This is a genomic window from uncultured Kordia sp. (assembly GCF_947496985.1).
GTDB lineage: Bacteria > Bacteroidota > Bacteroidia > Flavobacteriales > Flavobacteriaceae > Kordia.
This window is the reverse complement of record NZ_CANMEZ010000001.1, coordinates 574324-587821: the sequence shown is the minus strand read 5'-3', so window position 1 is coordinate 587821 and position 13498 is coordinate 574324. Positions and strand designations below refer to the sequence as shown.

Below are 13498 nucleotides of genomic sequence, written 5' to 3'. Positions count from 1 at the left end.
AATATTCTATTTTAAAGCTATATTATTAATGTAAGAATACAAAGATTACTTCGACAAAACGTCCCGTAACGCTTTTAAAAAAAGTCTAATTAATGTAACTTGCCAACTTATCTAATGAAGGAAATTATGCAAGACACTAAAGTGCTCAATTATATCAATGATGTAGTAAAGAATATGCCAGAAAATTGGTTAAAATTAACAACGCATCGTCTAGATATTTATACTGAAAAATTAGCTAAAGTTGAGTTTTTAGAACAGTTTGAAAATTTATATAAAAACAATAATGCTGAAGCTACAACACTTAATGAGTTACCAACAGCTTATGATTACATTCGTTTAGGACATCCATTATCATGTGTGTTAGAATGGGGAATTGCTAATTTGCATAATGTCAATGCTCAAAACGTCATTAGTTTTTCGTCAAATACAACGCCTATTCTGGCAATTCTGAGAAGAAACTTATTAGATAATAAAAAGACGCAAATTGTTTACACAGATGCATTGCCAAATGCTTTCAATACTGAGCTATTGAAAAACATTTATGGTTACCAGTTTGAAGTAAAACAAATTGAAAATAAATCAAAAATTCCTGCTTTTGATGGAAGTACTATTTTCTATTCAGAAGAAGAAACGATAGCTAGTTTTGATCTTAATTCAAATATTGATTTCTACATTAAATCCTATAATTCGCTTGGTAGTATTTTGCTAGTCAATGGCGAAGAAAATGAGCGTTATATTTCAGAAATTCAACATGTTCGTAGAAGAGAAACCATTGCAATGACACCTGCTAATTGTTTAATTGCTTTAAAAGCACTCATAGCAGATTCTTCTATTCAAAAAGTGCAAAACAATGCGGAAGCGAATACTGTTGCTAAGTTGAGTGAAAATAAATCATCAGTGTTAGCGTCAATAAAAGAAATTACAGGCACCAATATAAATCCGCAAGTAGGTTCTAGCGGATTGTCTATTCAATATGCCATTATGATGGGACTTGTGCACGATGCATTAGAAAATCATAAAGGAAAAGATATTAAATTTATTGTACCTCCAAATTGTTACGGTGGAACGAATGATCAGGCAAGACGTGTTGCAGCATGTATTGACAATGTTGAAGTAGTAGATTTGCCTGTAGATGGTGATAATGATATGGTAAAAAGTATCAATACAGTACTGGATAAAGTTGCCGCTGAAGATGCTGTTCCATACATCATTGCTGAAATTCCAACAAATCCAAGAGTCGAAGTTCCGGATTTAGTCAAACTAAAAGAGGCTTTAGAAAAAGAACGCGCAACTAAAAATGGTAACGTAGCTATTGATCCTGTTTTTATCTTAGATCAGACTTTTTGTCCTAATGTACTTTTCTTAGCGGTAGGCGAAATACTTTCAACAGTTAGGGCTATTTCATATGCAAGTGGATCAAAATTTCCAAGTGGAGGTTTGTGTACGGCGGGTTATTGTGTTGGAAATGAAAAAGCTGCTAGTTTAATGACAAAGATTGAAACACACTTGCAATTGTGCGACAATGAAGCGACTACGTTACAATATGAAATATTAGCAAAGCAATTACCTTCAATGAATCAAAGAATTGCCGATGCGTACACGAATACACGTGAATTCGTAAACTTTATTCAAAAGGTATTACCAAAGGCAAAAATAAATTTTGTTTCTGAAGAATTGGCAAATCAAGGATTTACGCCTTCTGTATTTTCATTAGATCTTCCGACAAAAGGAAATACGGATGAAGAAAGAGAAGCTTACAAAAGAGCTTTAAATCATAAATTAATCAAATTAATGATTACCGAAATTCCTGATGAAAGTAAATACTGTGTAAGTTACGGGCAGCTTAAAGGTTGTTATTGGACAATCCCAGCAACGTCAACACAAGGAACAACCAAAGAAGGTGACAAAGATTATATTGCACGTGTAGCGCTTTCTGCAAACATGGACTTAGATCATCATAAAGAAGTATTTACAGACTTCGTTCAAAGCATGTAACTAACTGAATTGTTTAGTTAGTTTGTTTCGGCGTTTGTGTTAAAAAATAAGGAGAGCTCAGTTATGTAGTATTAGCTGAGCTTGACTCTGAATTTTCAATTTAAATCACTTAGAATTATCTTCAGTTTTTACATAAAAGTTTTCATTTACTTCAAAAGATTTTATAGCATTCATTTGCATTTTAGTATTCCAAGAAGTTGTCGGTGTTAACCAAATTTCTTGTTTGTTTAAAACCACTTTTACGGGCATATTGAAATGATCTACACAGTTTCGCCAACGGTATTTTAAAACATTCCCTTCAATAGCATAAGAAAAAACAGGAATGTCCGTTATTCGTAAATATTGATCAAATACAGAAGATAAATCAATTCCAGATTTCTCACTAATATAATTTTCAATCTGCTCGGTTGTCACTGTTTGATGATAAAAGTCGCTGTTCAATCCGCGTAAAATTTGACGCCATTTTTCATCATTATCAATAATTTGGCGAATCGTATGCAACATATTTGCTCCTTTATAATACATATCGTCAGAGCCGCTATGATTTACATTATAAATTCCAATAATAGGTTTATCGTTTTGAATTTTTTTTCGCGTGCCAATTACATACGCAGCGCTTGCTTTTTTTCCATAAAAATAGTTCAAAAACAAATTCTCTGAATAGGCAGTAAAACTCTCATGAATCCACATATCAGCAATGTCAATATTGGTAATATTATTGGCAAACCATTCGTGTCCTGATTCGTGTACAATAATAAAATCAAACTTCATTCCCCAACCCGTTTTGCTTAAATCTTTGCCTTGATAACCATTTTTATAACCATTTCCATACGTTACCGAACTCTGATGTTCCATGCCTAAATATGGTGCTTCAATCAACTTGTAACTGTCTTCATAAAACGGATACGGACCAAACCAGTGTTCAAGGGCTTCCATAGTGCGTTTAGCATCTTTAAATTGTTCTTTTGCTTTCGCTAAATTATCACGCAATACATAATAATCCATATCTAAAACACCTTTTTCACCTGTGTACTTTTCACCAAAGTGAACATAATCTCCAATATTAATATTTATACCATAATTATTAATTGGGTTTTGTACATTCCAATGATAAGTTTTTGTGTTTTCATCACGTTTTTCAGTCTTAATTAAACGCCCATTAGAAACGTTCATCAAGTTTTTCGGAACGGTTACACTAATCTTCATGCTATCTACTTCATCGTACATATGATCTTTGCATGGCCACCAAACACTTGCGCCCAATCCTTGGCAAGAAGAAGCTATAAAAGGCAATCCGTTATTGTCTTTTTTCCATGTAATTCCGCCATCCCAAGGTGGGTTTTTAGCAACTTTAGGTTTTCCTTCATAAAAAACTATTACACTATATACTTTTCCTAATTGTTGCGCTTCCGCGAGATGAATAAAGTGCGCATTTCCATCATGAGTAACTTCTAATTCGGTACCATTCTGAACTGCTTTCGTAATTTGTAAAGGCGATTGTAAATCAATTTGAAGTGTCTTTTTATTAGAAGAAACTACTTTATACTGAATCGTATTACTTCCAGAAATTGTTTGTTGAGTTGGTTTTACTTCAATATCTAAATGATAATGTGTCAAATCCCACCAAGCACGTTCTGTCGTAATAGAACCGCGCAATGTATCTTGTTTGGTGAAATTTTGTGCAACCACTTGCGTGCAAACTAACATAAGCAAACCGACAAGATATAGGAGAGAATTGTTATTTTTATGCATCATTTCGACTAAAAATTAAGTATTCATAAAGGTACATCTATAATTGGAAAACTAACAAATGAAACTAAAAATTTGTGTCATATATAAAGAACAGAACACATGAAATTTAATACAAAAACAATACATGGTGGACAACAGCCAGACAAAGCTTATGGAGCAGTTATGCCACCAATTTACCAAACATCTACCTATGCGCAAAGTACGCCAGGTGGACATAAAGGATATGAATATTCACGAACCCACAATCCTACGCGTACTGCTTTAGAAAATGGATTGGCAAGTATTGAAAATGGAAATTATGGATTGGCTTTCGGATCGGGTTTGGCGGCAATTGATGCAATACTAAAACTATTAAAAACTGGAGATGAAGTAATTTCTACAAATGATTTATATGGAGGGACCTATCGATTATTTACGAAGATATTTGAAAATTATGGAATAAAATTTCATTTCATCGGTATGGAGAATGCTGCAAATATTGAATCGTATATAAACAAAAATACAAGATTGCTTTGGGTAGAAACACCAACGAACCCAATGATGAATATTATTGATATCGAAGCAACTGCTGCAGTTGCTAAAAAACATAATGTTATGCTGGCAGTTGATAATACTTTTGCAACGCCTTATTTGCAAAGACCCTTGGATTTAGGTGCCGATATTGTAATGCATTCAGCAACAAAATATATTGGAGGACATAGTGATTTAGTAATGGGTGCTTTGGTTGTAAAAGACAAAGAAATTGCAGACAAACTCTACTTTATTCAAAATGCGAGTGGCGCTATTTGTGGACCAATGGATAGTTTCTTGGCATTAAGAGGAATTAAAACATTGCATGTGCGTATGCAACGCCATTGCGAAAATGGAAAAGCAATTGCTGAATATTTGGAGCAGCATCCGAAAGTAGAAAAAGTGTATTGGCCAGGGTTTTCTAATCATCCAAATCACGACATTGCAAAAAAACAAATGGACGATTTTGGAGGCATGATTTCTTTTGTAACTAAAGGAAGTAATTACGAACAAGCCATTAAAATTGTAGAAAGTCTAAAAGTTTTCACATTAGCAGAATCTTTAGGTGGTGTTGAATCTTTAGCGGGTCATCCGGCAAGTATGACACATGCAAGCATTCCTAAAGAAGAACGAGAAAAAGTAGGTGTTGTAGATTCGTTAATTAGATTAAGTGTTGGTATTGAAGATATCGATGATTTAATTTCGGATTTAGCGCAAGCTATAGGTTAGTATTGAGTTGTGAGTATTGAGAAATTCACCACTGAAAAATTGTTAATCCTTTCTTTTATATTTAATATTCTAAGTTTTCTTCTTTGCTAAGCTAAACTTGATTTTTATCAAGGAAAAAGGTGAAAATGCATATGAAGAAGCTTATTTCTAAGTAAAAACTGCTATCGCTTAAACTACTGATAGTTAGATTTTTAAAAGCGCGCCTGCTTCGACAAATTCAGAGATAACGAGTTCAAAATTCAAAGAAAAAACAGTTTAGAATGACGAACTGAGGTAAAAATACTTTGCTCCTTAGCTCAAAATCTGAGCACAGGAGTACAAATTACTTTGCACAGGTGCTTAGATTTTTTGCTGCTGTGTAAAACATGCGCTGCACAGGTGTAAAATGGGCATAAAAAAAGCCATTCTCAACAGAATGGCTTTTTTTTGTAAAATATGTATGTTTAGAAATTCAAATAGTAAATGTATCCTACATTAATAATGAATCCCCAATCATTTGCTTTATTTTCAGGATATAAATTTTCATCAGGATTTAATCCGTCAACCCAGTTTGAAAAATAATACCTCCAACGTAAATCGAGTAATAAATCGGATGTTTCTGTAAACTTATAGCGTGTTCCAACACTTGCTACAATTGACCAAGTTGATGCAGATTCATTTTGATAAGCATTTTGATATTTTACAGGAAGTACGCCAGGATCTGTAAGTCGTCCTAAATCAGATTCTACACTTGGTGTAAAGTAATTATACTGAACACCTAAAGCTGCATAAGGAGCTAATAAATAACCGCCACTTTCAAACTCACGAATACTTCTAGGGAAAAATTCTAGCTGTGTTCCTAAATTTAATACACGTGTACTTCCAGTCATGGCACGTAATTGATCAGCAACTAAAGAAACTTTATCATCACCTACATATCTTCCAAAGTGTTCTAAATTAACAGTTGTATATGTTAATTCGTTTCTAACTTTAAAATGATCATTGAAATAAGTGTACCTAGTAAAGCAATTACACTCTGCGCGATATGAAAAGTTGAGGTAATGTACAATTCCGAATTCGAGTCCAACATTTCCTATATTCGTCTCAAAATCACTACGTTCACCGTAATCTGACTGAAACGCATTAGGTCCTATGACAAACCCTAATTCATGAGAAAATCCGAATTGGGCATTAGCTGTGCCAACAAAAGTTAACAACAGAAGAAGGAAAATAGGATAGATTTTTTTAAACATGTCTAACCAAGATTTTTTGAGGCTACTCAGCAAATATATAAAAACCGTTAAAACAAAAAAATAAAAACTGTATTAAGTATTCTTTATTAAGTTAAGTTGTAGTATTTATATTAAAATAACGCCATATAAAGCGAAAACGTATTCGTATTATCAAATTGTAAAAAAAAAGGTATTTTTTTTTAATTAAATGTATATTTGTACGGTCAAATAATGATATTAATAAAAATTTGTTAATCAAACTTCGTTTATGGAAGCAAAAATAAAAGACTTTTTAGACTTGGTAAAGCAGACAAATGGTCACGAAGCTGAATTTCTACAAGCAGTTCAGGAAGTTGCCGAAGCTGTAATCCCTTATATTGAAGGAAAAGAAAAATATAACGGAACAAAAATACTCGAAAGAATGGTAGAGCCTGAGCGTGTAGTAATGTTCAGAGTTCCTTGGGTAGACGATAAAGGTGAAACTCAAGTAAACCGAGGATACAGAATTGAAATGAATTCTGCAATTGGACCATACAAAGGAGGGTTGCGTTTTCATCCAAGTGTAAACTTAAGTATTCTTAAATTCTTAGCCTTTGAGCAAGTATTTAAAAATAGTCTTACAACATTACCAATGGGTGGTGGAAAAGGTGGATCGGATTTCAATCCAAAAGGAAAATCTGATTTAGAAATTATGCGTTTCTGTCAAGCTTTTATGTCGGAGTTATTTAGACATATTGGGCCAAACACAGATGTTCCTGCAGGAGATATAGGTGTTGGTGGACGTGAAATCGGATACATGTTCGGAATGTACAAGAAACTGAGAAATGAATTCACAGGAGTATTGACAGGAAAAGGAATTACTTGGGGAGGATCATTAATTCGCCCAGAAGCAACAGGATACGGAAATGTATACTTTGCTCAAAGTATGTTAGGAACACAAGGAACTTCTTTTGAAGGAAAAACTGTGGTAATCTCTGGATCTGGAAATGTTGCGCAATACGCAGCAGAAAAAGCAACAGAATTAGGTGGAAAAGTAGTAACAATGTCTGATTCTTCTGGATACATTCATGATGCTGACGGAATAGATGCTGATAAGTTAGCATTCGTCATGGAATTAAAGAATGTAAAAAGAGGTAGAATTCATGAATATGTAAATCAATATCCTTCTGCAACATTCCACAAAGGGGAAAGACCTTGGGGAGTTGCCTGTGATATTGCATTGCCATGTGCTACACAAAATGAATTAAACGGAGACGAAGCAAAAACATTGATAGCTAACGGATGTGTATGTGTAAGTGAAGGAGCAAATATGCCTTCTACACCAGAAGCTATTGAAGCATTCCACGAAGCAAAAATATTATTTGCGCCAGGAAAAGCATCAAATGCTGGTGGAGTTGCAACGTCTGGTTTAGAAATGACACAAAACTCATTACGTTACAATTGGACGCGTGAAGAAGTTGACGCTAAGTTGAAGCAAATTATGATTGATATTCATCAAGCTTGTGAAGAGTACGGTACAGATGAAAACGGATACATTGACTACGTAAAAGGTGCAAATATTGCAGGTTTTGTAAAAGTAGCTGATGCTATGATCGCACAAGGAGTTGTGTAAATTATTACCGTTAAAACTAAATAAAAAGAAAGCTTCCTATTTATAGGGAGCTTTTTTTATTACAATAATATATGATAAACAATTCATTTACGTTATTATTAAATATATTTGATGAAATATTCTAAAATACACGAAACATATTGGTGAAATTACAACATTTGGTATCTATACATTTGTTATTTCATTAACCGGAATCAATAAAATAAACAATAATGAAAAGAAGTTTGTATTTGCTATTACTGCTCTGTTGTATATCAGTTAATGGACAATCTTTTGAAAATTCTTGGCAAGGACATTATTCATATAACAATGTAATTGACCTATCATTTAGTTCTGAAAAAATATATGGAGCTTCTGAAAATGCATTTTTCACTTATGACTTACAATCAAATGAAATAAATAAAGTATCTACAATAAATGGTCTTTCAGGAGAAAGTATTACGACAGCATATTTTAGTGAAGCCGCTCAGAAATATATACTTGGATACGAAAACGGTCTTATAGAAATATATTTTGAAGACACAAAACAAGTGCAAAAAGTAGTGGATATCGTAAACAAGCCTACAATTCCGCCAAATAGAAAAAGACTAAACCATATCCTAGAGTACAACGGAATCCTATATATTTCAACAAACTTTGGAATTTCATTATATGATATAAATGCATTGGAATTTGGTGATACGTACTTTATTGGGGCAAATGGTAGCCAAATAGAAGTAAGACAAATTACCATTTTTGGCGAGTACATTTATGCAGCTACAGATTCAGGTATTTTTAGAGCAATGATCAATAACGATAACTTAATCGATTTTGATCAGTGGGAATCTGTGATAAACTTCAACTGGGCAGGAGTTATTGCTTTTGGTGACGATTTATATGCAGTAAATACTAACAGAAGACTTTATAAATACAATGGAAATAGTTTTTCATTACAAACGCAAGTAGCGCAATATCCAAGACCTCTTGAAGATTTAAGAGTAAACGGATCGTATATGGTTGTCGTGAATGAAGATAAGGTTCATGTGTATGATGATCAACTTGTGGAAATCTTAGAAATAGATGCTTTAGAAGAATATCCAGACATAGAATTTAATGCAGCGATGATTCTGAATAATGTTATATATTTAGGTACGAAAGCAGAAGGAATGTTAGAAGCTGCTTTTCCAACGCCTACGACGGCAACTCAAATATTGCCTGACGGACCTTTGCTAAATAATACATTTGCGCTAAAGGCAATACCAAATGAATTATGGGTTGTATATGGAGATTACAATGTAGGTTACAATCCTTATCCGTTAGATAATAGAGGAGTTAGTCATTTGCAAGAGATGTCTTGGGTAAATATACCATATACTGAAGAATTTGATGCAAAAAGTTTGGTGCATGTTACTGTAAATCCTTCTAACACAAGCCAGGTATTTGTAAGTTCATTCTTTTCAGGAATACTGCAAATAGAAGATAACGAGCCAGTAAACATATTGAATACAACCAATAGTGATTTAGAATCCTTAGATATTGGTATTCCAACATATATAGATATTCGAATTGGTGAAACTAAATACGACAACAATGGTGATTTATGGGTGTTAACATCTAAAGTTGATAATGGAGTCAAAGTATTAAGAAGTGGAGGTCAATGGGAATCTTTTCCAGTGTCAGAGATTATTGGAGATTTTTTAAATGGAGAAAACGCACTCTCTAAGCTTGAAATTACAGATGGTGGAATTAAATATATTGCAACGCAATCACACGGAGTATTGGCTTTTGATGAAACGCGTAGTCAAGGATCGCGTTTTATATCAATGATAGAAGAAGAAGAAGGAAACTTACCATCTACAGATGTTAGAGCACTAGCGTTAGACAAAACAGGGAATCTCTGGATTGGAACGAGCAATGGAATTCGTGTATATTTTGGTGCAGATAATATTTTCAATGATAACAATCCACAAACAAACGAAATTATCATTGTTGAAGAAGATGGTGTGCCAAAAGAATTACTATTTCAACAACAAGTAACAGATATTGAGGTTGATGGATCTAACAATAAATGGATTGCAACGTCCTCATCAGGTGTGTTTTTCATGTCACCAGATGCAACCGAAACCTTAGCGCATTTTACAAAAGACAATTCACCATTACCAAGTAATACAATTACTGATATAGAAATTGATTCAGAATCAGGGCGTATATACATGGGAACTACTAAAGGAATCGTTTCATTTCAAGGAACGGCTACAGGACCAAAAGAAAGCCTAGAAAATGTATATGCATTTCCAAACCCTGTTCGTCCAGGATTTAGTGGAAACTTGTCAATTACGGGGCTTACCAATAATGCAATTGTTAAAATTACAGATATTGAAGGAAACTTGGTGTACGAAGCTACTTCTGAAGGCGGAACATTACTGTGGGACTTAACAGCTTTTGGACGACACAAAGTTGCTTCCGGAGTATATTTAATTCTAATAGCTAATGAAGATGGTTCTGAAACCAAAGTAACCAAAGTAATGGTTGTTCGTTAAATGTTATGTTAGTCACTACAAAAGCAATTGTAATTTCAACCATAAAATATGGTGATGCAGGTGTAATTGTAAAATGTTTTACCGAGTCAGACGGAATAAAAAGTTACTTGCTTCGCGGAATTCTCAAATCAAAAAAAGGGAAACTCAAAATAGCGTACTTTCAACCATTAATGCAATTAGAAATAGTTGCCAATCATAAAAACAAAGGAAGTTTAGAATACATAAAAGATGTAAAATCAGTATATCCGTACACATCTATACATACCAATATTTTCAAAAGCGCTATTGTACTATTCTTGTCAGAAGTACTCAATTATTCCATTCAAGAAGAAGAAAAAAATGATGCGTTATTCAGATTTATAGAAAATGCGCTACAATGGCTAGATATTCATGATGAAATTGCAAACTTTCACTTGTTATTTTTGGTACGATTAACAAAATACTTTGGGTTTTACCCTGAAACAGAAAACATGCATAAAAATTATTTTGATTTGCAAGAAGGGCAGTTTTTTGATGATATCACTTTAAATGAATGCGTTACAGGGGAAACTTTAACATCCTTTAAACAGCTGTTGGGCACAAAATTTGATACACAGCATACCATAATGTTGTCTTCTTTCAGAAGAAATGAAATTCTTGCGATATTCATTCAATATTTTAAATTACATTTGCAAGGGTTTAGGCAACCAAAATCAATGGAAGTGTTACATGAAGTATTTAAATAAAATAAAAGGTATTGCGTTTCTAATTTCTTTTATTTTTTCAACAGCTCTTTTTGGTCAAGAAATTCAAGTAAAAGATATTACCAACGATAGAAATATTTCTAGTGTTGAAGTATACAATGCAGGTAAATCTAAAGGCGGAATTACGAACGCTAGAGGAAAAATAGATATATCCTCTTTTGGAACCGATGAAAAAATTACGTTTCAGCATATCTCCTACCTTCCAGTTACGCTAACCAAAGCGACAATCATTCAAAACAAAAACATAGTATATCTCGATAAAAAAACAGAAGAACTGTCAAAAATTGTCCTTTCTGTGTCTAAATGGGAACAAGACAAAGAGGAAGTGCCTAAAAAAATTGTCAGTATAACGAATCAAGATATTGCATACACAGCTCCGCAAACGGCAGCAGACTTGCTTGAAAAAAGTGGTAAAATATATGTTCAAAAAAGCCAACTTGGTGGTGGAAGTCCAATGATTAGGGGATTTTCTACAAATCGATTATTACTTTCTGTTGATGGTGTACGAATGAACAATGCTATATTTAGAGGTGGAAACATTCAAAATGTAATAGCAATTGATCCTTTTAATGTAAGTAATACGGAAGTGATTCTTGGCCCAGGCTCTGTAATCTATGGAAGTGATGCTATTGGTGGTGTGATGAATTTCTATACAAAATCACCACAATTATCGTGGAATGAAAAAACAATCTTTTCTGGAAATGCTGGTGTGCGCTATGCGTCTGCTAATGAAGAAAAAACAGGTCATGCCGATTTTAACATAGGAATAAAAAAGTGGGGATTTCATACAAGTATCAGTTATTCTGATTTTGATGATTTGCGCATGGGGCGAAATGGAAATGATCGCTACCTAAGACCTGAATTAGTTACACAAGTGAATGGAGAAGATACCGTGATTCCAAATGAAAATCCTTTAATTCAGCGATTTACAGGGTATAGTCAATTAAATCTTTCTCAGAAAATAAAATTAGTGCCAGATGATATTTGGGAATTTGATCTAGGATTACATTATTCAGAAACATCAAACTATCCACGATACGACAGGCTTATTCAGTACAGGAACGGTACGTTGCGTTATGGTGATTGGTTCTATGGGCCGCAAAAATGGTTTATGGGGAATTTGCAAACGCAGAAAAAAGGAAATAATACATTCTATGACAATGTTAAGTTTGCCAATGCTTATCAACATTTTCAAGAAAGTAGAAACAATCGTTTATTTCAGGATGTAATTCTAAATACAACAGAAGAAAAAGTAGATGCAATTTCTTCAAATCTAGATTTTGAAAAACGATTCAACCCAAAAATAAAAGTATTCTATGGTTTAGAATATGTGTACAATAAAGTGCATTCTGACGGACATGATAGAAACATAGAAACTGGCGAAATTACAGATGCACCTTCACGTTATCCTGATGGTGCTACATGGCAATCCATGGCAGCATACATGAGTGCAGAATACAAACTTCATCCAGAATTTACTATTCAATCAGGGTTGAGGTACAATCACATACTTATAGATACTGATTTTGATACAACATTCTTCCCGTTTCCATTCACGGAAGCAACAACAAATACAGGCGCTTTTACAGGAAGTATAGGCTTTAGTTGGGTTCCAAATAATTGGCAAATAACCGCAAACTTAGGAACAGCATTTAGAGCGCCAAACATTGATGATATCGGAAAAGTATTCGACTCTGAGCCTGGTTCTGTAGTAGTGCCAAACCCAGATTTAATGCCCGAATATGCATACAATGCTGAAATAGGAATTCAAAAGCGTGTTGGGGATAAATTCGATTTTAGTTTTACAGCTTTTTATACTTTATTAGACGATGCTTTAATTCGTAAAGACTACAACTTAAACGGAGAAACAGAGATTGTTTACAATGGAGAATTAAGCAATGTGCAAGCCATTCAAAATGCTTCAAAAGTATTTACATATGGGTTTGAATTTGGTGTTAAAGCAAAAATGACTAAAAATATCAAATTAACTGCCGATTTAACTATTCCAAGAGGTGAAGAAGAACAAGCAGACGGTACAAAAGTTCCATTACGACATGTTTCGCCAATATTTGGAAACTTTCACTTAATATACAAAAATGAAAAATTAAAACTTGATGTATTTACCAATTACAATGGATCAATAACATTTGAAAATTTAGCCCCTTCAGAACGTAGCAAAGCATACTTATATGCAGTAGATGAAAGTGGAAACCCATATGCACCTTCTTGGCTTACTTTAAGTGCAAGATCTAGTATCGAAATTACCAAAAAAATTAATTTTACAGCATCTTTAGAAAATATTACAGATCAGCGCTACAGGTCTTATTCTTCGGGAATTACAGCGCCAGGACGTAACTTGATTTTAGGATTAAATTGTTCCTTCTAACAAAAAAACAGAAAGAAAAAGATTGTTAAATATGATGCCTT

General features: G+C 33.6%; 8 protein-coding genes. 6 read left to right on the top strand and 2 right to left on the bottom strand.

Annotated features, from left to right (window positions below; all coding sequences use genetic code 11):
- Positions 1–126 precede the first annotated feature (126 nt).
- A complete protein-coding gene (locus tag Q0828_RS02730) occupies positions 127–1995 on the top strand; it encodes a cystathionine beta-synthase (RefSeq protein WP_298417461.1) in 1869 nt (622 codons plus the stop codon).
- A gap of 105 nt (positions 1996–2100) precedes the next feature.
- Here Q0828_RS02730 and Q0828_RS02725 read toward each other — a convergent pair whose 3' ends face one another.
- Positions 2101–3702, bottom strand: coding sequence for a M1 family metallopeptidase (locus Q0828_RS02725; RefSeq protein WP_298418206.1), 1602 nt, complete (start codon positions 3700–3702; stop codon positions 2101–2103).
- Between the two features lie 144 nt (positions 3703–3846).
- On the opposite strand from Q0828_RS02725, the gene Q0828_RS02720 reads away from it, so the two are divergent.
- Positions 3847–4986 carry a cystathionine gamma-synthase gene (locus Q0828_RS02720; protein WP_298417459.1) on the top strand — a complete coding sequence of 380 codons (1140 nt, stop codon included), beginning with the start codon at positions 3847–3849 and terminating at the stop codon, positions 4984–4986.
- Positions 4987–5429: 443 nt separating this feature from the next.
- Here the strand turns inward: Q0828_RS02720 and Q0828_RS02715 are convergent, their stop codons facing one another.
- Positions 5430–6218 carry a glutamate dehydrogenase gene (locus Q0828_RS02715; RefSeq protein WP_298417457.1) on the bottom strand — a complete coding sequence of 263 codons (789 nt, stop codon included), beginning with the start codon at positions 6216–6218 and terminating at the stop codon, positions 5430–5432.
- Positions 6219–6465: 247 nt separating this feature from the next.
- On the opposite strand from Q0828_RS02715, the gene gdhA reads away from it, so the two are divergent.
- The 4 genes from gdhA (at position 6466) to Q0828_RS02695 (ending at position 13457) form a co-directional block, all read left to right on the top strand.
- Positions 6466–7809, top strand: a complete 1344-nt coding sequence (gdhA, locus tag Q0828_RS02710; protein ID WP_298417455.1) for an NADP-specific glutamate dehydrogenase — start codon at positions 6466–6468, stop codon at positions 7807–7809.
- Between the two features lie 212 nt (positions 7810–8021).
- Positions 8022–10328 carry a two-component regulator propeller domain-containing protein gene (locus Q0828_RS02705; RefSeq protein ID WP_298417453.1) on the top strand — a complete coding sequence of 769 codons (2307 nt, stop codon included), beginning with the start codon at positions 8022–8024 and terminating at the stop codon, positions 10326–10328.
- A 5-nt stretch (positions 10329–10333) separates the two neighbouring features.
- The gene (gene recO / locus Q0828_RS02700) at positions 10334–11053 is read left to right on the top strand and encodes a DNA repair protein RecO (RefSeq protein WP_298417451.1); all 720 of its coding nucleotides are present in this window, start codon (positions 10334–10336) and stop codon (positions 11051–11053) included.
- Positions 11037–13457 carry a TonB-dependent receptor gene (locus Q0828_RS02695; RefSeq protein ID WP_298417449.1) on the top strand — a complete coding sequence of 807 codons (2421 nt, stop codon included), beginning with the start codon at positions 11037–11039 and terminating at the stop codon, positions 13455–13457. The genes recO and Q0828_RS02695 overlap by 17 nt, the downstream gene beginning before the upstream one ends.
- Positions 13458–13498 lie beyond the last annotated feature (41 nt).

Coding starts and splice junctions, on each gene's coding strand:
- Q0828_RS02730 (WP_298417461.1), top strand. CDS start 127: ATGCAAGACACTAAAGTGCTCAATTATATCAATGATGTAGTAAAGAAT.
- Q0828_RS02725 (WP_298418206.1), bottom strand. CDS start 3,702: ATGTTAGTTTGCACGCAAGTGGTTGCACAAAATTTCACCAAACAAGAT.
- Q0828_RS02720 (WP_298417459.1), top strand. CDS start 3,847: ATGAAATTTAATACAAAAACAATACATGGTGGACAACAGCCAGACAAA.
- Q0828_RS02715 (WP_298417457.1), bottom strand. CDS start 6,218: ATGTTTAAAAAAATCTATCCTATTTTCCTTCTTCTGTTGTTAACTTTT.
- gdhA (WP_298417455.1), top strand. CDS start 6,466: ATGGAAGCAAAAATAAAAGACTTTTTAGACTTGGTAAAGCAGACAAAT.
- Q0828_RS02705 (WP_298417453.1), top strand. CDS start 8,022: ATGAAAAGAAGTTTGTATTTGCTATTACTGCTCTGTTGTATATCAGTT.
- recO (WP_298417451.1), top strand. CDS start 10,334: ATGTTAGTCACTACAAAAGCAATTGTAATTTCAACCATAAAATATGGT.
- Q0828_RS02695 (WP_298417449.1), top strand. CDS start 11,037: ATGAAGTATTTAAATAAAATAAAAGGTATTGCGTTTCTAATTTCTTTT.